Annotated in this window: 25 protein-coding genes and 1 pseudogene; 21 read left to right on the plus strand and 5 right to left on the minus strand. The window is 66.5% G+C overall.

What is annotated here, in order from left to right:
* The first annotated feature begins 280 nt into the window (after positions 1-280).
* The 18 genes and pseudogenes from ACIQBL_RS45505 (at position 281) to ACIQBL_RS45590 (ending at position 15899) form a co-directional block, all read left to right on the plus strand.
* On the plus strand, positions 281-1120 hold the full coding sequence (locus tag ACIQBL_RS45505; protein ID WP_401954244.1) for a hypothetical protein: 840 nt from the start codon (positions 281-283) through the stop codon (positions 1118-1120).
* An 885-nt stretch (positions 1121-2005) separates the two neighbouring features.
* Positions 2006-2755 (plus strand): hypothetical protein, encoded by a 750-nt coding sequence (locus ACIQBL_RS45510; protein ID WP_401954247.1) that lies wholly within the window; start codon positions 2006-2008, stop codon positions 2753-2755.
* Positions 2748-3491, plus strand: coding sequence for an alpha-1,2-fucosyltransferase (locus ACIQBL_RS45515; protein WP_401954249.1), 744 nt, complete (start codon positions 2748-2750; stop codon positions 3489-3491). Before ACIQBL_RS45510 ends, ACIQBL_RS45515 begins: the two co-directional genes overlap by 8 nt.
* 57 nt (positions 3492-3548) lie before the next feature.
* Positions 3549-3973: pseudogene (locus ACIQBL_RS45520) on the plus strand (GDP-mannose 4,6-dehydratase).
* The gene (locus ACIQBL_RS45525; RefSeq protein ID WP_401954252.1) at positions 3960-4184 is read left to right on the plus strand and encodes a hypothetical protein; all 225 of its coding nucleotides are present in this window, start codon (positions 3960-3962) and stop codon (positions 4182-4184) included. The pseudogene ACIQBL_RS45520 and the gene ACIQBL_RS45525 overlap by 14 nt, the downstream one beginning before the upstream one ends.
* On the plus strand, positions 4181-4432 hold the full coding sequence (locus ACIQBL_RS45530; protein WP_401954254.1) for an acyl carrier protein: 252 nt from the start codon (positions 4181-4183) through the stop codon (positions 4430-4432). Before ACIQBL_RS45525 ends, ACIQBL_RS45530 begins: the two co-directional genes overlap by 4 nt.
* 55 nt (positions 4433-4487) lie before the next feature.
* Positions 4488-4721, plus strand: a complete 234-nt coding sequence (locus ACIQBL_RS45535) for an acyl carrier protein (RefSeq protein ID WP_401954257.1) — start codon at positions 4488-4490, stop codon at positions 4719-4721.
* Positions 4722-4748: 27 nt separating this feature from the next.
* The gene (locus ACIQBL_RS45540) at positions 4749-5609 is read left to right on the plus strand and encodes a hypothetical protein (RefSeq protein ID WP_401954259.1); all 861 of its coding nucleotides are present in this window, start codon (positions 4749-4751) and stop codon (positions 5607-5609) included.
* A 10-nt stretch (positions 5610-5619) separates the two neighbouring features.
* Entirely contained in the window at positions 5620-6639 is a 1020-nt protein-coding gene (locus ACIQBL_RS45545) for a hypothetical protein (protein ID WP_401954262.1), read from the plus strand.
* Entirely contained in the window at positions 6636-7472 is an 837-nt protein-coding gene (locus ACIQBL_RS45550) for an LLM class flavin-dependent oxidoreductase (protein ID WP_401954264.1), read from the plus strand. The genes ACIQBL_RS45545 and ACIQBL_RS45550 overlap by 4 nt, the downstream gene beginning before the upstream one ends.
* A 33-nt stretch (positions 7473-7505) precedes the next feature.
* Positions 7506-8441: a hypothetical protein gene (locus ACIQBL_RS45555; protein WP_401954267.1), complete on the plus strand. Its 936-nt coding sequence runs from the start codon at positions 7506-7508 to the stop codon at positions 8439-8441.
* 17 nt (positions 8442-8458) lie between these two features.
* Positions 8459-9304 carry a hypothetical protein gene (locus tag ACIQBL_RS45560; RefSeq protein WP_401954269.1) on the plus strand — a complete coding sequence of 282 codons (846 nt, stop codon included), beginning with the start codon at positions 8459-8461 and terminating at the stop codon, positions 9302-9304.
* Entirely contained in the window at positions 9301-10488 is a 1188-nt protein-coding gene (locus ACIQBL_RS45565) for a beta-ketoacyl synthase N-terminal-like domain-containing protein (RefSeq protein WP_401954271.1), read from the plus strand. The genes ACIQBL_RS45560 and ACIQBL_RS45565 overlap by 4 nt, the downstream gene beginning before the upstream one ends.
* An 8-nt stretch (positions 10489-10496) precedes the next feature.
* Entirely contained in the window at positions 10497-11327 is an 831-nt protein-coding gene (locus ACIQBL_RS45570) for an enoyl-CoA hydratase/isomerase family protein (RefSeq protein ID WP_401954274.1), read from the plus strand.
* A gap of 55 nt (positions 11328-11382) precedes the next feature.
* The gene (locus ACIQBL_RS45575; protein WP_401954276.1) at positions 11383-12372 is read left to right on the plus strand and encodes an LLM class flavin-dependent oxidoreductase; all 990 of its coding nucleotides are present in this window, start codon (positions 11383-11385) and stop codon (positions 12370-12372) included.
* The gene (locus tag ACIQBL_RS45580; RefSeq protein WP_401954279.1) at positions 12369-13766 is read left to right on the plus strand and encodes a hypothetical protein; all 1398 of its coding nucleotides are present in this window, start codon (positions 12369-12371) and stop codon (positions 13764-13766) included. Before ACIQBL_RS45575 ends, ACIQBL_RS45580 begins: the two co-directional genes overlap by 4 nt.
* The gene (locus ACIQBL_RS45585) at positions 13766-14776 is read left to right on the plus strand and encodes a GDP-L-fucose synthase family protein (RefSeq protein WP_401954282.1); all 1011 of its coding nucleotides are present in this window, start codon (positions 13766-13768) and stop codon (positions 14774-14776) included. The genes ACIQBL_RS45580 and ACIQBL_RS45585 overlap by 1 nt, the downstream gene beginning before the upstream one ends.
* On the plus strand, positions 14751-15899 hold the full coding sequence (locus ACIQBL_RS45590) for a DegT/DnrJ/EryC1/StrS family aminotransferase (RefSeq protein ID WP_401954285.1): 1149 nt from the start codon (positions 14751-14753) through the stop codon (positions 15897-15899). Before ACIQBL_RS45585 ends, ACIQBL_RS45590 begins: the two co-directional genes overlap by 26 nt.
* Before the next feature lie 44 nt (positions 15900-15943).
* On the opposite strand, the gene ACIQBL_RS45595 is transcribed toward ACIQBL_RS45590, so the two are convergent.
* Positions 15944-16747, minus strand: a complete 804-nt coding sequence (locus tag ACIQBL_RS45595) for a VOC family protein (RefSeq protein ID WP_401954287.1) — start codon at positions 16745-16747, stop codon at positions 15944-15946.
* A gap of 321 nt (positions 16748-17068) precedes the next feature.
* Between ACIQBL_RS45595 and ACIQBL_RS45600 the strand changes: the two genes are divergently transcribed.
* On the plus strand, positions 17069-17920 hold the full coding sequence (locus ACIQBL_RS45600; RefSeq protein ID WP_401954290.1) for a sulfurtransferase: 852 nt from the start codon (positions 17069-17071) through the stop codon (positions 17918-17920).
* Positions 17921-18148: 228 nt separating this feature from the next.
* On the opposite strand, the gene sepH is transcribed toward ACIQBL_RS45600, so the two are convergent.
* The 4 genes from sepH to ACIQBL_RS45620 form a co-directional block, all read right to left on the minus strand.
* Positions 18149-19177 (minus strand): septation protein SepH, encoded by a 1029-nt coding sequence (sepH, locus tag ACIQBL_RS45605; protein ID WP_401954293.1) that lies wholly within the window; start codon positions 19175-19177, stop codon positions 18149-18151.
* Positions 19178-19571: 394 nt separating this feature from the next.
* Entirely contained in the window at positions 19572-19976 is a 405-nt protein-coding gene (locus ACIQBL_RS45610) for a hypothetical protein (RefSeq protein WP_401954296.1), read from the minus strand.
* A 14-nt stretch (positions 19977-19990) separates the two neighbouring features.
* Complete coding sequence (locus ACIQBL_RS45615; protein ID WP_401954298.1) at positions 19991-21310, minus strand: D-arabinono-1,4-lactone oxidase; 1320 nt, start codon at positions 21308-21310, stop codon at positions 19991-19993.
* Positions 21270-22517, minus strand: a complete 1248-nt coding sequence (locus tag ACIQBL_RS45620) for an MFS transporter (RefSeq protein WP_401954301.1) — start codon at positions 22515-22517, stop codon at positions 21270-21272. The genes ACIQBL_RS45615 and ACIQBL_RS45620 overlap by 41 nt, the downstream gene beginning before the upstream one ends.
* Before the next feature lie 168 nt (positions 22518-22685).
* On the opposite strand from ACIQBL_RS45620, the gene ACIQBL_RS45625 reads away from it, so the two are divergent.
* The gene (locus ACIQBL_RS45625; RefSeq protein WP_401954304.1) at positions 22686-23813 is read left to right on the plus strand and encodes a ferrochelatase; all 1128 of its coding nucleotides are present in this window, start codon (positions 22686-22688) and stop codon (positions 23811-23813) included.
* An 8-nt stretch (positions 23814-23821) separates the two neighbouring features.
* Positions 23822-24637, plus strand: coding sequence for an inositol monophosphatase family protein (locus tag ACIQBL_RS45630; RefSeq protein ID WP_401954307.1), 816 nt, complete (start codon positions 23822-23824; stop codon positions 24635-24637).
* Positions 24638-24676 lie beyond the last annotated feature (39 nt).

Genomic DNA, 24676 nt, shown 5'->3' on the forward strand with positions numbered 1-24676 from the left:
CATCCGGAGTCGCGTCTCATTTCGCCAACCGCGTGAAACTGACAACACGCCTACTCCATCACAACCATGACGTCTCGTCACCCGAGAACGCTGCAGCCCTGTTGTGGTGGCCACGATAGAGAATATGATCCTTCCGCGCGGGTGGATGCTGTGCTTGCTGACATTCAAGAAGTGATCACCGCTTATCCTGCTGCGCTTTTGCACCCGAATACCAAGACGAGGATTTGGCATGCATACCTCCCCCCCTCTGGTTGCGGTAATAGGGCCAGTTGAGTCAGGCTTGCTCACCTCCTTCATCACGCACTATCGAGAAAGGGTCGGTGTCTCCGATTTCTACCTTGGCTTTCACTTCACCGAACATGCTCCGCACTCGGTGCGAGACGAGTTGCTGTCGGTGTGCGAAGAGTTAATCGGACCACCGACCCTCATCAGCCAGGGGCCCTGGCACGAAGAGGTGCACAGCCAGTTGCGCGATCACCTGCGTGTCCGCGCCGGCGCCGGCTGGCACTTGATCGCGGACAGCGACGAATTCCATGACTACCCGGTTCCGGTGACCGATCTCATCGCCGATGCCGAGTCCGTGGGCAGCAAGGTGATCGGCGGGTTGCTGTTCGACCGCGTGGCCGAGGACGGGGCCATCCGATCGTGGTCCGTCGAAGAGGGGCTGGAGAAGGCGTATCCGCTTGGCGGCTACCTCACTCCCAGACTGCTGGGCGGCAATCCCGGCAAGATCGTGGCTGCTCACTCATCGGTCCGACTGGCGTTGGGAAGCCACCGCAACCTGGATGCGTCGCCCATCAACCGCCCCTTGGTTCCTGTCCATCACTTCAAATGGCGCGAAGGCGTCCTGCCGGACCTCGCGCGTCGCGTCTCCGAGCACACCACCGGGGCGTGGCACGAGGTCGGTCCCTGGATTCGGAACGAGGCTGCCAAGCTGCTCCGGCACGTCGAGGGGCGAGACGGCCACATCGACGTGACGGACGAGCGCCTCGGCTTCCGACCCGCCGCTTTCGGGGAGCTTCCCGAGGGATGGGACAAGGACTCTGAGGAACTCCTGGACGAAGCCATGCGCCTCAGCGAGGACGAAGACTGGTCCAGAGAGCTCGTACCGGGATCATGAGTGGGCCTTCCCGGTGCGTCGCCAGCAGGTGAGGCCGCATGCCGACGAGACGAAAGTGCCGCGGAGTTCGAGGCGTCGTTCCCATCGAACAGCGCGGCGTTTGAACTGGTCGAGCGGGGCGAGGGGCTGCTCGACGACGTAACGGAGCTTGCCCCGGGCCCTTGCTGTTCGTGGCGCCCTTGCCGGAGATCACCGGCACGATCCGGCGTGTGCGCAGCTCACGGCGGACTGCCCGGGAGCCGTACCCCTTGTCGCTCAGGGTCGCCCAGGACAGTGCCGGAGCGTCGGAGGGGACGGCCCGGACGTTCGGCCGCCGGCGGGATGCCGTCGACGAGGGCGAGATTCTGCGTGATGTCGTTGACGTGCGCCGCAGTCGTGATGACGTGGAGCGGGGTGCCCTTCCCGTGGCGGAATCGCACGGTGCTTGCCGCCCGTCTTCCGCCGGTTGACCGGCGACGGACCGGTCGCACACCGGACCAGCAGCGTTATGCCGCCGTGACCTGCGCATCCGAGAGATCGCCGCGACTTTGCAGCAACCCGGTCGGCCCTGTCGCTTCTGAATGGTCTTGTCGAACATCTTTTTCTCTCCTTACACTTCAGATCGAGAGCCATCGATTGTTCGCTGGAGCGCCTCGATGCGAGCGAGGTCCCAAAGTGGACAAAATTGGACTACGGGGAGCCTGAAAAGGACTAGATTTCGCGGACTCGGCGCCTTGGTAACTCGAATTATCGATGTTGATCCGATGCCGGATCTGCGCATCATGTCAGCCTGAAGTCGGCTTCACCTGGATTGAGATGACCCTTCACCTGGGAAAAAATCTGAGCCCGCTGACGGTCGCCGGAAGGAAGCTGCAGAAGTGATCAATTGGCGCCGAGACTCCAAGGATGAGTGATATGTGGAGCAATTTTCCGCAAGCGCAAATAGAGACCGGCCGCGCAGCTATTCTGAATGCAGCGGACAGTGCGGATCACATCGAGGCGGACCAGCGGGTTCTCGACTTTCTGATGCGTGTCTGCCCGGCAGGTGGACCGGAGAATCCGAACAGCCGAAATCGCTGGCATCTGGGATCCTCGGAACTGACTGACGACTCGGGATCCGTTGTCGGCTACACCACATCCCTTGCCTGGACGACGGCCGGCGTTCTCACCAGTGCCGCGGTATATGTCTCGACGACTGGATCTGTTCACAGCGCGACACTGGGAGCCAGAGCCGTGCCGCGCCATGAGGAGACAGGCTCGGACACCCCGAAGGATGACTCAGTTCAGAACGTGGGCTGGTCGGTGCCTGCCGCGGATCGGTTGGACTCCGTCGAGAAATCGCTTACGGAATCCGGCTACCGCATCGTTCCCGCTGGGTCGGAGGTCCTGGCGCTGCTCGACGTGGCCGAGGGCCGCGCGGCCGGTTTCCTGGGCCGGGTGGCGGATCCGGCCGCAAGGCTTGCCACCGCGCTGCTGATCTCCGAGGCACACGGCCAAGTCAGCGACTGGTCGGGGGGATATCCCGACTCGGGCGAAGATTCAGTGGTCGCGGGATCTCATTTCACGCACTACCAGCGTCTCGCCCGGATTCTGGGCACCACACATCGGTCAGCGGCACGGGCGATCGATCCGCAGGAGGTGTCGCGCAATGCGTGAGCGCGCAGTCACGTTCTCCACGCTCGGCCTTGATGGCAGGCTTGGAAACCAGCTGTGGCAGATCGCCGCAGTGATAGGCCGCTCGCTGGAACTCGGCCTGCCGATACGGCTGCCGGCCTGGATATACGGCAATGCCTTCAGTCTTCCGAGTTCGTGGTTCGCCTTGCCCGACGAGAATGACGTTCAAGTCTACGATCTCGTGGATTATCTCAAGCCGGTGGACAGGTTCGTACTGCAGGACATCCGACTGTGGTGGCCATATGAACAGCAGGTCAGAGAGTATCTGACGCCGGCCAAGCACGTTCTCGACGAAGTGGACGCCCTCTACGGAGATGTTCTCGAGCGCGGTGATGTGACGGGCATCCATGTTCGACGTGGCGACTACCTTCAGTACCCGGACAAATATCCGCTGCCGACGGCGAGCTACTACCGGGAGGCTATTGAACGCTTCTCGGCCGCGAACATCATCGTCTTCACCGACGATCCCCAGTGGGTTGCGGAACACATGCCGTTCCTCGACGGTGCTCGCATGACCTGTCAGCCGGTCGGCTTCCTCGATCTCGCCTGCATGACGCGCTGCAGCCGACTTGTCATCGCCAATTCGTCATTTTCCTGGTGGGGAGCCTTCCTCTCCGGCTCAACCGAGATCGTCCGCCCGCGTCATTGGTATACGCCCGAACATCGCGACGTTTACTCGGAGTGGATAACTCCCGCACATTGGACACCAGGCGAGTGACGGCATGAGCTTCTCTCTCCCGCTCTTTACGGTCATTGGGTTTCTACCCAGAAAGAAGTGCAAGGACACGACCAAGAGGGCATTGAATACCGGCCTGGCCGGCCAAGACGGTACTTTCTACTGGACGGGGGACACGAGGTTCACGGGGGCATCCGGCGAGGGTCCTTGTCCAGCGTCGGGCGTCTGGCACGTCTGAGTGCCGCGTTGCACGCAGAGGAGTCCGGACTGCATCTGCGCTACGGAGATCTCGCGGAAAGTTCTCGCTTGATCGCCCTCCTCCAGGAGATCCAGCCTGCGAGATGTACCGTCTCGCCGCTCAGAACTCCGTGCGAGTCAGCTTCGACCAGCCCGAGTTCACAGGTGATATCACCGGCATGGGGACGATTCGCATCCTGGAGGCTATCAGGCTGCTGAAGCTCGACTGCCATTTCTCTACAAGCGTCCAGGTACGGCGAGGCGATATGGCTCATGCTGCAGGATGATGAATCGGGCGATTACGCCGTCGCGACCGGGACCGCCCGCCTCGGCTGGAAACCGAAGACGCTCGTGACGGAGCTGGCTTCGGTGCTGGTCGAAGCGGACCTCAAAACCGTGCCGGCGCAGCGCCATCGGCCACGAAGCGATGCTCTGCATCCCCTCGGCCATGAACAACTTCCTTATTTGCGACTCCTTGATGGAGAAGGTCTCACATGAGCATAGAAACGATAGATGCGCAGCTGGAAGAAATTGTCAGGGAATGCTGCCCCGATCTCGAACCCCATGTCCCTATTCATGTGGATGACAATTTGAAGGACCTGGGCTTGAACTCGGTGGGAACGATCGGAATCGTCGTCGCAGTCGAGCAGGCTTTCAGTGTCTCGCTGTCCGACGAGGATCTGTCTTTTGAGACCTTCAAGAGCATCCGCAGCCTGCGACTCACGGTACTGAAGTACCTTCCGTAGCCCCGAGTGGGCCAGCGTCTCCCTCGAACCCTCGCAGAAAGAAGGCAGCGCGACAATGTTCGATGACCGATTTGAAACCATATTGCGGTCCGTCGCGGAACTTCCCGACGATCTGGTGATCACCGGCGAGCAGAACCTGCGGAATGAGCTCGGCGTCGATTCGCTCAAGCTCATGGACCTCATCGTGAACCTGGAGGGCGAGTACAGCGTCGAGTTGAGCGACGACGTTTCGGCGGACGTGAGTACCGTCGAAGAGCTCTGGCTCGAAGTCAGCCGGGCGGCGGACTGAATGGAAGCGCTACAGGAGGTCTCCCAGGTGCGTGGCAATGCGATGCTCGACGATTTGCATACCAAGCGACTTATTTCATCGGTTTCGAACGAGACCGGACTCATTGGCTACCGGTTCCACGGTCCGCTCTTCGAGGCTTTCGAGTCCTTGGACCGCGCGCTGGTCCGCTTCTTCGAGAAGCGCTTCCCGCTCAGCCCACATTCCTGCACCACTCTGATTCAGCGGGATGTGCTCGAGGCGATCGACTTCTTCGACAAGCTCCCCTGCATTCCCATGAGCGCGGTGCCCCACGAGGTCGCCTCGCTCGAGATCCCGAAGCAGAACGAGTGGGTGCTCAGCCCTTCCACCTGCTACCACACCTTCGCCCACCTCTCCGGCGTCGACGAGCGCTGGGACCTGCGTTGTTACACGGCACGTGGAACCTGCCACCGGTTCGAGCCTTCGACCGAGGCCTTCCGGCTGGCAAGCTTCACGATGCGTGAGTTCGTCCTCATCGGCGATGAAGACCTGGTCGTGCACCAAGGCGAGTCGGCGTTCAATGAATCCGTCGATCTGGTCGGCAAGCTGCACAGCGAGGTATCCGTCAGTAAGGCGAACGACGTCTTTTACGGTGACCGCGCAGAGGTGACGCGAAGGGTGCAGCTCGCACGTGGCGTCAAGCGGGAAATATCGGTGCCCTGGGACAACGTGAGCGAGGTCGCCATCGGCTCTCGCAACCTGCACCAGGATCTGTTCACCACGTCATTTAATATAGGTACCGCGACAGAAGGCCCGGCGATGCATTCCATGTGCATCGCCTTCGGTATCGAACGGATGCTGCTGGCACTGCTGAGCAACACCGAGAACCACGACCCTCGACGTCTCATCGCCGCGCTCGACGAGGTCTGAAGGCCTGTTCATGGGATCTGGTATCGAGCACGTGAAGGCGGGCCAAGTCGAGCAATTCCCCGTAGCGGCACGCAATTGCTTCTCGGGGAGTTTCCAGCGGCTGGCCCTCCTCCCTGACCGGCAGGTCGAGGAGGCGGCCATCATGGAGGCCGGGGACGGATACCTCCTCCAGGCCGGCCTGGACGAACGGTCGTGCCCGGAACTCGTCTTCGGAGTGGAGTCCGTCGTCCTCTCCGGCCTGGCCTCGCTCGGGTACGAGACGCGAGACGTCGCGATCAAGCCGGACGAGTGGCGCGAGCAACTCCACGGCCTGCTGTCCGAGCACGCCGGTGCAGTCGTCTGGGTCAACTCCGCACACCTGGACTATGCCGATGTCTACTCATCCCATCCGGGCTTCATGCACGCCGTCCTGATCCTGGAGCAGTCAGAAGACCTGAGGCAGCTCAAGGTGTTCGACTCGCTCGTCGATGAGCGCAGCCGTTATTCATGCGTTGCCTGGACGACGGACACCGCATTTGAAGGCGCAATTCTCGACCGCATATACTCCAAGTCGCTCGACCATATGGGAAGATTCCATACATTGGTCGCGGCGCCTGCGCCTGCTGCAGACAGCAGGAACATTGCGGTGTCGGGTCTCCTGAGACAATCGGAGGCCTTCCGCACGAATTCCTGTTACTTCAACGCCGTCCACGAGTACAGGCTTCTGTGCAGAGACGCCATGGCAAGCACAGAGGATATCGCCAAGCACGCGGCGCGACGTCTCTTCGACCATGTGAACGTTCTCTACGTTCTCCCGGGTCTAAAACTGCTCGACCAATCACTGCGCCGGGCCGAAGCGCCGGAACATATCTCTGACCTGTGCCAGGCGCTGATGGACGACTGGCGTGTACTCGGACTGCAGTCGCTCAAGTTCGAAGCGACGTCCTCGAGATCGATAGCGGATCGCATAGATGAGCGTTTCGAACGATTGAGTACGGCCACTGCCCAGCTGTGGGAAACGCTGGCCATGGAGTTAGGGAATGAGAAATGACGACTTCACAGGAGACGCGGCGCGGCGACGACACACGGCTCTGCGGGCTTTCGATAGCAGTCGGCGTCGGCACAAGCTGGGAGAAGGAGGGCTGGCGTGCGGTGGTGGAAGCCGCGCGTACGGCGGAGCTCTGTGGATTCCACTCGATATGGCTGACCGGTGGTGACCGTACCGTCGACAGGGTCCGGCCCAATCCTGCGCTCGTAGCCGCGGCTGTGTCCGTCAGCACCCAGAACATCCGGCTGCGTGTCGAAATGGCGGAGTCAGGCCATGATCCTCTGCGAGTAGCGGAGGATTGGTCAGTCGTGGACAACCTCTCGGACTCACGCGTCGAGCTGCTTTATCCTGCCGAGGCAGCCGACCGTACGCGTGCACAGCTGCTTTCCACCCGTGACCTGTGGAACGGAAAGGACGTTCTGCGCGCCGGACCAGGGGAGAACGAGTACAACGTCCGTATCTACCCTGCTCCGCAGCAGGCGGCTCCGACATTCTGGCTCGCCGATGGCGACGACGGGCTGGGACGGGAGCTTTCCGCCGAGATGAACACCGGTGTCTACATCGTGGATGATCTCAGCTTCGATCAGATCGCGGAGCGGATCGCGCTTCTGCAAGAACAGTTCCGGGCCGTGAACGGAAATCCAGGCCGCGTGGCCGTCGCGGCCGGCACCGCGCTGAGTCCGGAGGACATCCAGGGGATCCACGCCCTCGGCGTCGAGGAAGTTGTGCACCGGCTCGACATCGAAGCGGTTCAAGAACGTCTGACCGAGGCCGTCACAGAACTCGCGCACGCCAACGACCTGGTGTCGAACGGCGAGATTGTGGGGCCGAGGTGATCTCACCTTCATTTACTTCAGGGGTGAGTGGACATGGAATATGATGACATAGATCCGCAACGGCTCGGGCAAGCTGTGGACCGTGCGCTGGTCAAGCCTGAGTGGTGTCGGTCGTACAACGTATCGCGGGCGGAGGCGCATACCGCCTACGGCGTGAACAGCGAGCTTGTCGACGTGCTTATCGGTATGGGTTTTCCCTATAGGAGCCGGAGCGGGCAGGTCGCATTCGACTCGCTCGACCTGGAAAATCTGGGATTGGACCTGGGGCTTCCCTCGGCGAGTCGTGCCGCCATGTCGCTCTGGGCGAGAGCGTTCAGGGACCCGGTCCGCATGGCCACAGCTCGCTGCACCGCGCAGCTGGCATGGTCCTGCCCGACTCCGGGGCACGAGGGGTATTGCGAGTGTCACTTCACCGTGAGCCCTCGAATCGGAGGTCGGTCAGTAGGTCCGATGGCTCATGACATCTCCGGCTGGAACGTCGACCTGGACGTGCAGCTGCAGAATGACGACCACACTTTCCAGGATGGTTTCTCCGCTCTTGTCAAGGAGGTCGAGAAGCTCCACTTCCACAGACTCACCCCTGAACTTGCGCAGGACATGGGTTTTCTCCGTGAGTACCGCATCGCCGACTGCAGGTCGGCAAGCATCCATCTCGCCGACGTGGCTGTCGAAGCAGGATTGGCGGTTCGCCAGGCGTCGGGCTACTTCGTGGGCGCCCCTTTTCCCGTACCGCACATATGGCTCGATATCAATGTGAACGGACGATGGATCGCCGCGGACCCGTTCTTTCTTCGGACTCTCGCACGCTGGGGTGTGGTCAACGCTGAGGACTGGCCGCCCGCAAGGTCTCCGCGCAACGTTCTGTGGCGGATTCGGAGCGATCACTTCCAAGAGCCGTTGATACAACACGGTGCAGTGGATGTACCTGTAAAACTTGTAGCCCGGATGAGTTATGAGCGCCGCAACTAGTGACTGAAGGTGAAATCTTGTTCAAGTTCAATTTTGGCGAGGTCGACCTGGTCGCGCTTGATATGCCAGATGACTCCTCTGAGCCTTCGTCTCCACCCGAAGACCTGTACGAGGTCATAGGTACTGGAGGTGACCGCTATCGCGACTGGTTCACTCGCATGTGCCTCTATGCGGTGGGGAGGTCCTTCGATACGTCCCAAGAAGCCGCCAACCAGGTCATCGTCGTCGGCACCGAGTACGGAAACACTTCTGCTCTCATAGGCCTTCAACGCGCGGCGGAGTCCCAGGGCCGGCGGCTGTCTCCGCAATACTTCCCGAGCGCAACCTCGAGTTCCGCTGCGGCATTTCTCAGCATGCGTATCGGAGCAACCGGCGGAAACTACACGATCAACGCCAGCCTCCTCACTCCGATCATGGCCTTCTGGCAGGCCCTGTGCGGGCTGGGCTACCTGAAGAGCTCTGGGAGCAGGCTGCTCGTGGGCGACGTCTACTGCTCGGAAGCCCGCGAGGATGCCGGGAAGGAGACACCGCACCTCGCGTGTGACCCCGGGCTCGTGCACACATGCCTGACCGCGGGCTCCGAGTTCGAGGCACGCTTCGAGTTCGACGCGCCGCACGAGGAGGACGAGGTCGGCCCATCACGGCTTCCTCGGGTAAGTCTGCACGGGCCGAACGGAGTTGCCCGCGATGGCTATGGCCGTAACGGTGCCTTCGCCCTGGCGGATCTTCTCCGCGCCGCCCGCGACCTGGACAACGGCGAGTGTGTCGGCATGGAGTGCCGCGGCGTCAGCGGGCCTCGCGGGAAAGTGCTGATCAGCCGCCTGGCAGATCCGGATGCGAGCAGGGAACGGAGCGGCCGATGACAGCCACCGCGCCGAGGGTGTACGTGACGGGTGTAGGAATCATCTCGCCCGCAGGAGCCGGCAGGCAGGCGTACTGGGACGGCCTTTGCGCAGCCGCACCCCTCTTCGACGAACTCTCGCCCCTCTACACGGGAATGAAGCTCGGCTCGCTGGGGGCCTGGGTGCCGGAGCCGGCCCGCGAGGCCGCGATCGCCGCGACCAAGACCGAGGTGGGCGCGCAATCTCGGATGGCGGAGATCTACGCCGCGTACGCCGCGACGGAGGCCATTGAGGACGCCGGTCTCCTCGCCGGAGACCCCTTACTGTCACGGTCGGTGGTCTGCGTCGGCACCAGTGATGGCCAGGCCGACGTGCTCGAAGCGATCAGTGCGGGCGACGGTGCCGGGTCGGCGCGCTTCTCGAGTGCCGGTATCGGGTCCTCCGTTGCTCAGGTGGTGGGAAGTGTCGGCCCGGCCTTCGTGGTGCAAGCGACCTGCGCGTCGACGAACGCCGCCCTCTCCTGTGCTCGGGACGCGCTCAGCTCAGGCCTTGCCGAGACCGCGGTGGTGGTGGGCTGCGATGCCTATTCGCAGAAGAACATCATCGGTTTCAGCAGCCTTCAGGCCATCGGTCCGACTGGGTGCCGGCCCTTCTCGAAGGACCGACGCTTCGTCACGCCCGCCGAGGGCGCCGGCGCACTGGTCCTCCAGACGGAGCGCTCGCTGCGTCAGGACCAGCACCCCTACGCGGAATTGGTCGCGGCGTCGATCAGCAACGACGCCAGCCATCCGACAGCGCCTGATCCCGAGGGAGTCAAGGCGTGCCATCGCCGGGCACTCGGGGAGGCCGGCCTCGAAGCGTCCGCGATCGATGTCATCTACGCCCACGGCACCGGCAGTCGGATCAACGATGCGATCGAGGGGAACATCTTCGTCGAGGACTTCCCCAGGGCCGCGGTGACGGCTGTCAAGGGAACCATCGGGCACATGATGGGCGCTGCGGGCGCGGCCGGCGCTGTGGCGGCCTGCCTGACACTGAAGCATCGCCTGGTGCCTCCGACCGTGGTCGATGCGAGCGAGGTCGAACTCGACCTGAATCTCGTCACGGGAGCGGCCCGCTCGGTCCCGGATGTTCGTTACGTTCAGAACAACGCATTTGGATTCGGCGGAAACAACGCCATCACCATCTTTCGGCGAATATCGTGAACAATTCAATGTCCGTATCCGATGCGGACGGCACCGCGGTGCCTGCGGTTTTGGAAGATCCCGACGCTCCGTTGCGGCTGTCGTTCGACGGCCCGCTCGCGGTGCTCACCCTGGCCAGTCCGCCGCACAACCTGTTCGACGATGCGATGTGGCAGGCGTGGTTCGCGGCCGTCGACTGGTGCGAACAGAACGTGCCGCGGGCCCTGCTGATCAGGGCACAAGGGCGTGTGGTCAGCGCCGGCGTCGATGTCCGGATCTTCCGCGACACCCCTGCCGAGAAGGTCGAGGAGTACTGGCGCCGTAATCTGCGCATCGTCCAGGCCGTGGAGCGGCTGCCGTGCCCGACGGTGTTCGCAGCCCATGCCCTCACTCTCACCGCCGCCTTCGAAATCGCGCTGGCCTGTGACTTCATCGTCGCCGTGGACGGTGCGCGGTTCGGGTTGGTCGAGCGGAGAGTGGCGTTCACACCGGCGATGGGCGGAACCCAACGTCTGGCGGAACGGGCCGGTGTCTCAAGGGCTCGGGAGCTCGTGATGACGGGCAGGCTGTACCGGGCATCGACGCTCGCGGACTGGGGGGTCGTCAACGCCCTGTTCGGCGCGGCGACGTTCACGGACGAGGCGCACGCCTTCGCATCGGACCTCGCCACTGGTCCCACCCAGGCGCACGTGGCGACGAAGCAGGTCACCAGGGAGTACCTCCGGGGCGGTGTGGCGGCAGCCGATGCCGTCCTGTCGGCGGTGGTGCACCGTGTCTCGGGCACCGAGGACCACCGTCGTGCGGTGGAGGCTTTCCTGGCTCATGGACCCGATCACCAAACCGAGTACCTCGGCCGATAACCCGTCTCGGGAACAGCCTCAAGAGTCGGCCGTGCCGGAGAAAGGAACCCCGATCGTGGACCTCAGCCTGTTCTATTTCGCGGATGATTCGACGAGGCAAGCCACACAACGCTACGAACTTTTGCTGGATGGCGCGCGGTTCGCCGATGCTCACGGCTTCGCCGCCGTGTGGACGCCCGAGCGTCACTTTCATCGCTTCGGCGGGAACTACCCGAATCCCGCGGTCACCGGCGCGGCCGTTGCGGCGGTGACGGAGCGGGTCGCGGTACGCGCTGGAAGTGTTGTCGCGCCACTGCACGACCCCCAGCAGATCGCGCGGGACTGGTGGCTGATCAACACCTCCTCCAACGGGCGGGCCGGTGTGTCGCTCGCCTCGGGATGGAATCGTGGCGATTTCGTCCTGAACCCGACCGGCTTCGAGGACCGTGTTCGGTCGACCGTGCAGGCCGCGCATGCTCTGCGGGGGACGCGGGAGGATCACGAGCAGGGAATTCCGCTGTGGCTTTCCTCGGGCGGAAGCCCGGAGACCTTCGCCGCGGCCGGCCGTCTCGGCGTCGGCGTGCTGACCCATCTGGCCTCGCAGACCCCCGCGGTGCTGGCCGAGCGGATCCAGGAGTACCGCAAGGCTTTTCGGGACAGTGGCAGCCGGGGATCGGGACATGTCGCGCTCATGCTCCATGCCTATGTGGGGCGTACGGAATCCGAGGTCGAGCAGGCGGTGCGCGGCCCGCTGGAGGACTACCTCATGAGCGCGATGAACCTGATGAGGCCCGAGGAGGGTTCCCGCTCGGATGCCCAGATCCGGCTGAGGCACGCTCGTCTCGCGGTCCAGCCGGCGTATGAGAAGTACCTGCACGGCTGCAGTCTCATCGGCACGGTCGACCAGGCGCTTGCGGTTGCCGAGGAGTTCCGTCGGACAGGCGTCGATGAAATCGCCTGCCTCATCGACTTCGGCCTTCCAGCGGAAGCCGTGTTGAGCAGCCTGGAGAACCTGAACGTCGTGCTTCAGGAAATACACGGAAAGGCCTTGTCTTGGAAATCTTGAAGAAGCATGTCCTTTCTTACTCGAACTGCAACGCGGGCGTCTATGAACTGGGCTGGGCGCAGGGTGAGATGCTCAGTTACATTCACACGCGCGACCCTGACGATCTCCTGTACGTCACCAAATTCGGTTCGCTGGACGGCGGCCGGGTCGATGTCGAGGGGGTGCTTGCTGCCATTCGTCTGACCTACGAGAGCAACGACGCTCTACGTACGCGCTATGTCTGCCGAGACGGCCGGTGGCTCCAGGAAATAATGGGCAGCGGTGACATCTCCGTGGCCGAGCTTTCCGCCACGTCACCGCAGCTGGAGGCGGCCGAGGTCGTGGCGCTTCTCGGGCCCCTGTCACCCGAGCCCGGCGAAGTACCCGTGCGGGTCGCGGTGGTCACTTTCGAAGGCCGGCCTACCCATGTCTATCTGGCCATACATCATGCCTCCGTGGACAACATGGGCGCAGAGATCGCGTGCCACGAAATCTGCCGCAGGAGTCTCGGTCTGCCCGTCCTGACGTCTTCCGCGTGGCAGCCGCACCAGTTGGTCGAGTTCGAGACGAGCCCGCCCGGGCGAGCGCTGGCGGAGAGGGCCGACGGATACCATCGGACCAGGTTCCGCGATCTGGCCGAGTTCGACGTCCCGCCGACCGACCGTGTGGTCACACCCTTGCGGGAGTACCAGCTCACCTCGCCGGCCGTCGTGGTCGCGGCGCAGCAGATTTCCCGACGGGTGAATGTGAGCGCGTTGAGCGTCACGCTGGCAACGTACTGCACGGTTCTTTCCGCCAGATTGTCGAAGGACAGGTTTCCCCTCGCCCTGACGAGCGGAAACAGATTCAACCCGAAGCTCCAGATGTCCATCGCCAAAGTGGCACAAGCCTCCAGCCTTTCTGTGGACGCCGCAGTGCCGACGTTCGAGGAATTCTGCCGCCGGACGAACAACGCCACTCTCCTGGCATATCGCTACGGGGTGTACGACCCGGCGCTCATGGAAAATCTGTACGCTGAGATGAAGGCGGAGTACGGGAAAGAGGTGTTCTTCCCGTACCTGGTCAACCTGAACCTGACGACGCCCGTGGAGGACGCGGAATCGCGGAGCCGTCAGCAGCGTCAGATCGAGGCAGCCTTCGCGGTCCGGCCGGGAGAGCTGAGGCAGCTCCTGGATCGTGGGGTCTGCGGCGCCAGAGACCCTGGGGACGGAGTGCGCTTCAGCGACCTCACGCTGGACATCTATGAATTCTCTGAGCACGCGGACATGAGACTGCGCACCGACCTGGCCTTTTTTCCGGACGCCGATCTGCAGAACATTCTGCTCTCCACCGAACGGCTCTTGGTCGAGATTGCCTGCGGTTCGGAGGAGAACGAGATGAAGCGCCTTGTCGAACTCGTCAAAAGGGGAACCTGATGGTTGCGGAGCTGAGTGGTCACACCTCCCCTGTCAGTGAAGTGGTCTTTCCGTTGGCCGGCCGACGTGTGTGGGTTGCGGGGCACGGCGGGATGGTGGGATCCGCGCTTGTCAGACGTCTCGCGGAGAGCGATGTCGAACTCGTCACCGCAAGCCGCGGCGAGCTCGACCTGCGCAACAGTGACGCGACTCTTCGGTGGGTCAAGGACACCGCGCCGGACATGATCTTCATCGCGGCCGGCCGGGTCGGCGGGATCGATGCGAACTCCCGTTTCCCCGCTGACTTCATCGCCGACAACCTGGCGATCAACATGTCGGTCATCTCCGCTGCGGTCCGTACCGACGTGCCGAAGCTGATGGTGCTCGGCTCTTCCTGCATCTATCCGAAGCACGCGGCTCAGCCGATGCGGGAGAGCTCGCTGCTCACCGGTGCCATCGAGCCGACGAACGTGTGGTACGCGATGGCGAAAATCTCCGCCATCAAGTTGGCCGAGGCCTATCGCATCCAGTACGGCCACGACTTCATCTCCGCCATGCCGACGAGCCTGTTCGGGCCGAACGACAACTTCGACGAGGGACGCGGACACGTCATCCCGGCGCTGATGTCCAAGGCTCGCGACGCTGTCGCTTCGGGGGCCGAGTCGCTCGAGGTCTGGGGCTCAGGTACCCCGCTCCGCGAGTTCCTGCATGTGGACGACTGCGCCGATGCACTGGTCCACCTCGCGGAGCGGTACTCGGACACCGAGACGGTGAACGTCGGGAGCGGGTCCGAGATCTCGATCCGGGAGCTTGCCGAGAAGATCTGTACGATCGCCGGCTTCGACGGCGAGCTCCGCTTCGACCCCTCGCGTCCCGACGGCGCGCCGCGCAAGTGGGTCGACTCCAGCCGGATCAGGGCCATGGGCTGGGTGCCCCGCGTCGATTTCGACGGCGGGCTCCGCGACTCCTACGAGCGGTTCCTCACAACGTCCTCAGGAGCGCCCCGTGGATCGGGCGGCCGTGTCGGGTGACGGCTGGATTCGACAGGTGTCGCCGCTCATCGGCGAGGAGGAAGCCCGTGCGGTCCACCGGGTGGTGGAGTCGGGCTGGATCACCGAGGGGCCCGAGTCCGCGGCGTTCGTCGAGGAACTGAAGGAGTACGTCGGCGCCCGGTTTGCCGTCCTCGCGCCGAACGGCACCCTGGCGCTGGCGTTGGGGCTCCTGGCGCTCGGTGTCGGGCCGGGCGACGAGGTGCTCGTGCCGGATACGACGTTCGTCGGCTCCGCGTCGGCGGTGGCTCTGACCGGAGCCAAGCCGGTGTTCGTCGATGTCGAGCCGACGACGTTCCAGATCAACATGGCGGATGCCGAACGGCGGGCGACCTCGGCCACGAAGGCCGTCATGCCTGTGCACCTCTACGGGACGGCGTGCGACATGACCGCCGTGTCGGCGTTCGCCGACGAGAGGGGGCTCCGGGTCATCGAGGACGCCGCTCAGGGGATGGGGGTGCGTTTTCGAGGGCAGCATGTCGGCACCTTCGGCGATGTGGGCTGCTTCTCCTTCTTCGCAGACAAGACGATCACGACGGGCGAGGGCGGATTCGTCACCTGCCGGGACGAGTCGACCTACGAGCGCCTGCGCCTGCTCCGCAATCAGGGACGCATGAACAGCGGGACGTTCATCCACCCCAGCGTGGGATTCAACTTCCGCATCACGGACATGCAGGCGGCCATGGGACGCGTACAGCTGCGCAGGCTGAGCCAGATCGTGGAGAGGAAGCAGACACTGTACGCCGCGTACCGCGATGCGCTGAGCGGCATTCGCGGCGTGCGAGTCCTGGGAGCCGCTGAAGGCGCCAACCATGTCCCGTTCCGCTGTGTCGCTCTCGTGGACGACGCGGCGCCCCTCATGGAGCGCCTGACGTCGCATCAGATCGAGTCGAGAACGTTCTTCTACCCGCTCCATCTCCAGCCCGCGTTCGCGTCGTTGCGTGGCCCGGACACATCCGATCGGGACTTCCCGAATGCTGTGGCTGGCTATGAGGGCGGTATCTGCCTTCCGGTTCACAGTGGACTGACGGTGGACGACGTTGCACGGATTGCGGGTGTCATTCGCGATCACCAGGAGTCCCCGCAGGGGAAAGGCACGCTCTGAGTTGTGACAGGGGAGTGCGATTCCAACGGCTGACCACCGAAGAGTCAACGCGGCCCCTGGATCACCGAGAACATCGCGCCCTCCGGGTCCGTCACCGTGGCCACGCGGCCATGCGGGCTGTCGTGCGGTGGGGTCAGGGTGTGGCCGCCCAGGTCCGTGACGCGGCGCAGGGCCTCGTCCGTGTCGGCGACCTCGAAGTACGTCATCCAGTGCGGGCCCCGGTCGCGGGGCAGGGCCGTGCCGACGCCGTGGATGCCGGCGACCGGGTGGCCGTCCAGATGCAGGGTGACGTAGTCCAAGTCGGCGGAGACCGCCGGGACCTCCTCGTAGCCGAACACCGCCTCGTAGAACTTGGCGACGCTCGCGGTCTCGAAGGTCAGCAGTTCGTTCCAGGCGGGGGTGCCGGGGATGCCCGTGACGGTCGTGCCGAGGTGTTCCGCGACCTGCCAGATGCCGAACACCGCCCCCGACGGGTCGGAGCCGATCGCCAGGCGGCCGGCCTCGGCGGCGTCCAGGGGGCCCACCCCCACCGTGCCGCCGCACATCCGTACCGTCTCGGCCGTCTGGTCCACGTCGTCCGAGGCGAGATACGGCGTCCAGGCGATGGGCAGGTGCCGGTCCGGCGGCAGCTGGCCGATGCCGGCCACCTCCTGGCCGTCGAGCAGGGCCCGCGCGTAGGGGCCGAGCTGATGGGGGCCGGGTTGGAACTCCCAGCCGAACAGCTCTCCGTAGAACTCCTGAGTCGTGGTCATCCCGTGCACCATCAGACTCACCCAGCAGGGTGTGCCCTGCGTACGCCGAGCATGTGTGTCGCCGTTCAGGCCGGCCGACCCCCGTGCCTCGGTCATCGTCACCTTCTCCTCGGCCCCTCGCGGTGGCCGTGTCGCTTCCGCTCTGCGGATCCGCGTGCCGCAGCCGCGTGCACGCCCCGTGCCGATGCTCGCACTCCCTGTGGCGCACCGCGCCCCGGCCGCGCCGTCGACAGGCGGCTCACATGGGGAGGGTGACCGGTCTGTGGCTACTCATCCGTTTCCGGGTGATTGCCGCGGGGTGTCCATCGGTTGTACAGCATGTGTTCGATCCCGTACGCCTCGTGATCGAGGCTGTCCGGCGGAGCACAGTAGTCGGACCTGGACGCGGCGGCCACCCCTTGCGCAAGGATGGCGACCATGAACGCCATCATCTCCGCATCCGAACTGGCGAGCGACCTGGCCGGAATCGACCCGCCGGTCCTCCTCGACGTCCGCTGGCAGCTCAGCGTCGCGAAGGCCGCAGGTGAGCCGCCCTTCGACGGCCGCGCCGCGTACGCGGCCGGGCACATCCCGGGCGCCGTCTACGTCGACCTGGACGAGGAACTCGCCTCGGCACCCGGCACCCGCGGCCGGCACCCCCTGCCCGACACCGCGCGGTTCGGCGCCGCGATGCGCCGCGCGGGCGTGTCTACCGGCCGCCCGGTCGTCGTGTACGACGGCGGTCAGGGCTGGGCGGCGGCCCGCGCGTGGTGGCTGCTGCGCTGGACGGGTCACCCGGACGTGCGTGTGCTCGACGGCGGCCTTCCCTCGTGGGAGGGGCCCTTGGAGACGGACGCACCGGCACCGGCCGAGGGCGATTTCACACCGGAACCGGGAGCCGTACCCCTCCTGGACGCCGACGGGGCCGCCGCGCTGGCCCGCACCGGGGTGCTGTTCGACGCGCGCGCGGGGGAGCGTTACCGGGGCGAGGTCGAGCCGATCGACCGGGTGGGCGGCCACATCCCCGGCGCGCTGTCCGCGCCGACCAACGAGAACGTGGGCACGGACGGCCGCTTCCTCCCGGCGGAGGAACTGGCCGCCCGCTTCAAGTCGTTGGGCGCTACAGAAGGCGCGGACGTCGGCGTGTACTGCGGCTCGGGCGTCTCGGGCGCCCACGAGGTGCTGGCGCTGGCGGTCGCGGGCATCCCGGCCGCGCTCTACGTCGGCTCCTGGTCGGAGTGGTCCGCGGACCCGGAGCGACCGGTCGCCGTCGGCCCCGACCCGCAGTAGCACCCGTAGGAGACGAAAAGGGCCCGCGGCCGAAACCGGACGCTGTTGGCACAGCCATGGGCGGCCGGGTCCCAGTTCCGCGAATGTGACACTCCCGGCGGGAAGTGTCACATTCGCGGCGACAGCACCCAGGACCTCCGGCACGGACTCACCGTGGCCCGCATCGCCGCAGCGGAATGAGCCAACACCGTCCCGAAACCGGCGCGGGCCCTCTCGTCGTACGACGGACTAGTCCTGCTTCTTCCTTCGTGTCCCGAAGACGATCTCGTCCCAGCTCGGAACCGCCGCTCTACGGCCCGGACGGACGCCGTCCGCCTCCGCCTGGCGGTCGGTCGAGCCGATGAGCCGGTCGCGGTGGGCGCCGACGGAACGGGGCATCAGGACGTCCGCGTAGGCCGAACCGGCCGAGGCCGCGGGCGCCGGGGGCTCCTCCGCCTCCGGTTCCTCGACGGGCTCCTCCGGGGTCTCCGAGGGGCGCTCGGGGACCACCATGTCGCCGCGGAAGCTCGGTACCGCCTCCAGGAGGCTGGTCAGCGAGTCGCGCTCGCTCTCCTCGATCACCGGCTCGGGCGACGGCAGCGCGGGACGCTCCGGGCGCTCCAGGGCACGGTCCAGCGGGCGGTCACGGGGCAGCCGGGCGATCCGCGGGACGAACGGGAAGCTGGGCTCGGGGGTGGCGGCGAGGTCGTCGGACTCGCCGATCAGCGAGCGTGCCTCGTCGTCGACGGCCTGGACGAGTCGCCGGGGCGGGTCGTACGTCCAGCTCGCCGAGTGCGGTTCGCCCGCGACCCGGTAGACCAGCAGGACCTCCCAGGTGCCGTCGTCGCGGCGCCAGGAGTCCCACTGGACGGTGTCCTTCTCGGCGCCGCGCAGCGTCAGCCGCTCCTGGACGGCCTCGCCGAGCTGGGGTCCGGCGTTCTCACCGGGGCGGCGGACGGGGGTCTTCCGGGCCCGCTCGGCCATGAAGGCGCGCTCGGCGAGGACGGGGCCCTCGAAGCGGCGCACCCGGTCGACGGGGATGCCGGCGAGCTGGGCGACCTCCTCGGCGGAGGCGCCGGCACGTATACGTGCCTGGATGTCTCGGGGGCGGAGATGGCTCTCCACCTCGATCTCGATCTGGCCGAGGCGGGGACGGTCGCCGCGTACGGCGGCGCGCAGACGCTCGTCAATCGGAAGCGTGTACTCCGTGCTGTCCGCAGCCTTCAGCACCAGCCGTGTGCCGTCGTTAGAGACGGCCACGACACGCAGTTCGGGCATGGGGACCTCCCGGGTGGTGCCTGCCGACGTCACGTGCGTCGCTGCTTCCGCTAGTCGAGTGTGGCCTGCCCGGGTGCAGCCTGCCACAACCTTGCCGAGTTGCCCGGCGTGTCGGGCACGGGCCCGGACTCGCCGTTATGGCACGGTTACCTATTCGCAACGCTAAGTGACCAACTACGTCACCCTGTGCAACTGGCCCCTTCTGGGCGGTCCAAAAGGCTGTGGACGCCCTGGCGGGAGGCCTGACCCAGGGCTCGCAACAGTACTCCATTTGGACCACGTGCGTGGATTGGCACGCCGCCCAACTTCTTGCGCTGGGCGGGACTTGGCGGTGTGGAGCGGGGTTCGGGCGATCTTGAAAGTGGCGTACTTCACGCAATAGCCCGAAACGGAACTATTGGTTTCGGCCGTACGTCCCCTTCAGCCGGACCGGCGCGACGCTCCGGGAGGCGACCGTCACGTCCAGGTCCCCGCAGCAACGGCCCACGCACCCCGGCGAGTTCACGGAAGGCACCCTCCACCGCGCGCGGGCGGCCGGTCGGCGGTGCCCGGTGCTCGCCGCGGCCCTCGTCTTCGGGGTCACCATGACCGGGATCACCGTGTACGAACTGGTGTCCGGCGACAGCTTCGGCGGCGGCTTCGGCGGCGGCAAGGGGACCACGGCCCGCGCCGCCGTCACCGGACACGACACGTCCTTGACCCCGAGGTCCGGTGACGACCAGCCCGCTCCGACCGATTCCCCGTCCAGTCCGACGCCGACGCCGAGCGCCTCGGACGGCGGTGGTACGCCGACCTCCATGTCCAGCGCGTCGGCTACTGACCCAGCACCCTCCGCAAGTAGTCGTTCTGGAACCGCCGGTCGGGATCCAGCCGGTCCCGCAGCGCCGTGAACTCGCCGAAGCGCGGATAGACCCCGGCGAGGTACTCCGCGTCCCGGGTGTTCACCTTGCCCCAGTGCGGCCGGCCCTCGTGCGCGGTGAAGATGCGCTCGGCGGCGGTGAAGTACGCCTGGTAGGGCGTGCCCTTGAACATGTGGACGGCGATGTACGCGCTGTCGCGGCCGGAGGCCGTGGAGAGGGCGATGTCGTCCGCGGGGGCGGTGCGCACCTCCACGGGGAAGCTGATCCTCAGGTCCGAGCGGTCGACCATGGTCTTCAGCTCGCGCAGGGTCTCGACGAGGGCCGCGCGCGGGACGGCGTACTCCATCTCCACGAAGCGCACCCGGCGCGGCGAGGTGAAGACCTTGTAGGGGATGTCGGTGTACGTCCGCGCCGACAGGGCCTTGCTGGAGATCTGGGCGATCGAGGGGACCGTGCCGGGCGCCGCGCGGCCGACCCACTGGGCCACCTGGAAGACGCCGTTGGAGAGGAACTCGTCCTCGAACCAGCCGGAGACCGGGCTCACCGGCTTCTCGGGGCCCGCGCTGCGGTTGTTGCGCTTGGTGTTGGTGCTGCCGGTGTGCGGGAACCAGTAGAACTCGAAGTGCTCGTTCTCGGCCCAGAGTTCGTCGAAGCGTCCGGTGACCTCGTCGAAGGTCATCGGCTCCTCGCGGGCCGTGAGCAGGAAGACGGGCTCCACGGCGAAGGTGATCGCCGTGACGACACCCAGGGCGCCGAGGCCGATCCGCGCGGCCGCGAAGACCTCCGGATTCTCCTTCGCGGAGCAGGTGAGCACCGAGCCGTCCGCGGTGACCAGCTCGAGTCCCCTGATCTGGGCGGCGATCGAGGCCGACTCACGGCCGGTGCCGTGGGTGCCGGTGCTGGTCGCGCCCGACACCGTCTGCTCCATGATGTCGCCCATGTTGGTGAGCGACAGACCCTCGCGCGCGAGGGCCATGTTGAGTCTCTTGAGCGGGGTGCCCGCCTCGACCGTGACCGTCATGGCGTCACGATCAATGTCGCGGATGCCGGTCAACAGTTGAGGGCGGATCAATACGCCGTCGGTGGCGGCGATCGACGTGAAGGAGTGCCCGGAGCCGACCGCCTTCACCGTCAGGCCGTCCTCGGCGGCCCTCCGCACGGCCGCCGCCAGTTCCTCGACCGAGGCCGGCGTGACCTCCCGTGCGGGACGGGACGCGACCGTGCCGCCCCAGTTACGCCACGTGCCGTTCCTCGCGCTCGCGTTGGTGCTCAACAACGGTGCCTCCCCGACCCGTCGCCGGTCTGCTGAGCCGGCGGTACCCGAGGAAACCGACCGCGACCGCGACGGCCCCGGCGACGACCGGAACCCCGTACCCCGCACGCGCGCCGGCCGCGTCGATCACCCAGCCGGCGACGGAGGAGCCGAGCGCGACCCCGACCGCCAGGCCGGTGCTCACCCAGGTCATGCCCTCGGTGAGCTTCGCGCGAGGTACGTGCTCTTCTATGAGGGACATCGTCGTGATCATCGTGGGTGCGATGGACAGGCCCGCAAGGAACAGCGCCACGGCCAGAAGCGGCAAGTTTCCGACCAGTAGGAGGGGGATCATACTCACGGCCATCGCGCATATGCCCAGCAGCCACCGACGTTCGGGGGCTCCGCGGAAGCGCAGCAGCCCGAACACGACGCCCGCCGCGCAGGAGCCCGCCGCGTACAGGGCGAGCACCACGCTGGCGCCGGCCTTGTGACCCCGCTCGTCGGCGAACGCGACGGTCACCACGTCGACCGCACCGAAGATCGCCCCGGTCGCCACGAACGTGGCCACCAGCACCTGCAGACCGGCCGCCCGCAGCGCCGAACCGCCGTTGGCGGCGCCCCGCACGCGCGGGTGCGGCTCGGGCTCGGTGGCGCGCTGGGCGGTCAGCCAGAAGACACCGACCGCCAGGAAGCAGGCGGCCAGCAGGGGACCGGCCTCCGGGAACCACGCCGTGGACAGTCCGATGGAGATGATCGGCCCGAAGATGAAGCACACCTCGTCCACCACGGACTCCAGGGAGTACGCCGTGTGCAACTGCGGGGTGCCCCGGTACACGGCCGCCCAGCGCGCGCGGACCATCGCGCCCAGGCTCGGCACCGACCCGATCCCGGCGGCGCACACGAACAGGACCCATTCCGGCCACTCGAAGCGGGCCGCCAGCAGCAGCCCGGCCGCCGCGGTCAGCGCGACGAGGGTCGCCGGACGCAGCACCCGGCGCTGCCCGTACTGGTCGACCCACCGCGAGATCCGGGGCCCGATCGCCGCGGCGGCCAGCGCGATGGTGGCCGACAGCGCGCCCGCGAGCCCGTAGCGCCTGTTGATCTGCGAGATCATCGTGACCACGCCGATGCCCATCATCGACAAGGGCATCCGGCCGAGGAACCCCGCGGCGGAGAAGCCCCTGGAGCCGGGGGCGGCGAACAGGGCGCGATAGGGGCTGGGCACGGGGTTCTCCGGTCGGAAAGGAGCAGTGGCGGCTCGGTAAGGTGCGAATGCGGCTGATACAGCTTACGAGCAGGTCGGCCGCGACGCACCCGCCCGTACCGCGCCCGGATCCCGGCACACCACCCCGCCGTTTCCCGGCTGTCAGTGGCGGGTGGCAGGATCGGACGCATGCCAGACGTGCTCGATGCCACCCCCTACGACGCCCTGCTCCTGCTCTCGTTCGGCGGCCCCGAGGGCCCGGACGACGTGGTTCCGTTCCTGGAGAACGTGACGCGTGGGCGAGGCATCCCCAAGGAACGCCTCAAGGAAGTGGGGCAGCACTACTTCCTGTTCGGCGGGGTCAGCCCCATCAACGACCAGAACCGCGCCCTCCTGGACGCCCTCCGCAAGGACTTCGCGGACCACGGCCTGGACCTGCCGGTGTACTGGGGCAACCGCAACTGGGCCCCGTACCTGACGGACACCCTGCGCGAGCTGGTCGCCGACGGCCGCCGCCGCGTCCTCGTCCTCGCCACCAGCGCCTACGCGTCGTACTCGGGCTGCCGCCAGTACCGCGAGAACCTCGCCGACTCCCTGGCCGCCCTCCAGGCCGAGGGCCTCGACCTCCCGAAGGTCGACAAGCTGCGCCACTACTTCAACCACCCCGGCTTCCTGGAGCCGATGATCGACGGGGTGCTCGAATCCCTCGCCGACCTCCCCGAGGACGTCCGGGACGGCGCACACCTCGCCTTCTCGACCCACTCCATCCCGACCGCCGCGGCCGACAGCTCCGGCCCGGTCGAGGACCACGGAGACGGCGGGGCGTACGTCGCGCAGCACCTGGACGCGGCCCGGCTGATCGCCGACGCCGTCCGCGAGCGCACCGGCGTCGACCACCCCTGGCAGCTCGTCTACCAGTCCCGCTCCGGCGCCCCGCAGATCCCGTGGCTGGAGCCCGACATCTGCGACCACCTGGAGGAGCGCCACGCGGCCGGCGCCCCCGCGGTCGTCATGGCACCCATCGGCTTCGTCTCCGACCACATGGAGGTCCTCTACGACCTCGACACGGAGGCCAGGGCCAAGGCCGAGGAACTGGGCCTGCCCGTACGCCGCTCGGCCACCGTCGGCGCCGATCCGCGCTTCGCCGCCGCGATCCGCGAACTCGTCCTGGAGCGCGCCGAAGTCGAGAGCGGGCGGCAGGTCACACCCTGCGCCCTGGGCGCGCTCGGCGCCGGCCGCAACCTCTGCCCGGTGGGCTGCTGCCCGGCCCGCGCCCCGCGTCCCGCCGCCGCGGGCGCCGACAGCCCCTACGCCTGAGGAGCGCCGTGACCGACCCCCTGCACCAGGAACTGCTCGCACTCGCCCAGGAGGCCGCTCACAAGGCCGGCGCGCTGCTGCGGGACGGCCGCCCGGCCGACCTCGCGGTCGCCGCCACCAAATCCAGCCCGATCGACGTCGTCACCGAGATGGACATCGCGGCCGAGAAGCTGATCACCGACCTGATCTCCGAACAGCGCCCGGACGACGGGTTCCTGGGCGAGGAGGGCGCCTCCGTCACGGGCACCAGCGGCGTCCGCTGGGTCATCGACCCGCTCGACGGCACGGTCAACTACCTCTACGGACTGCCCACTTGGTCCGTCTCCATCGCCGCCGAGCTGCACGGCGAGACCGTCGCCGGGGTCGTCGCGGTCCCGATGCGCGGCGAGACGTTCCACGCGGTGCTCGGCGGCGGGGCGTGGGCCACGGGCGCGTGGGAGGGCGAACGCAGGCTCGCGTGCCGGCCCGCGCCGCCCCTGGAGCAGGCGTTGGTGTCGACCGGCTTCAACTACGTCACCGAGGTCCGGGTCCACCAGGCCGCTGTGGCGCAGAAGTTGATCCCGTTGCTGCGTGACATCCGGCGGGGCGGCTCGGCGGCGGTCGACCTGTGCGACGTGGCCGCGGGCCGGCTGGACGGCTTCTACGAGCGGGGGTTGAACCCGTGGGACCTCGCAGCGGGCGACCTGATCGCCCGTGAGGCGGGCGCCCTGACCGGTGGACGCCCCGGAGAGCGCCCCGCACGCGATCTGGCGGTCGCGGGTACCCCGGGAGTCTTCGAACCCCTCCAACGCCTCCTGGAGGACTTCGGCGCCTGGCACGACTGACGCTGGTCAACACCGGCCCGGCTACCCCGAAGGTAAAGA

The organism is Streptomyces sp. NPDC088350 (assembly GCF_044753545.1).
Taxonomy (GTDB): domain Bacteria; phylum Actinomycetota; class Actinomycetes; order Streptomycetales; family Streptomycetaceae; genus Streptomyces.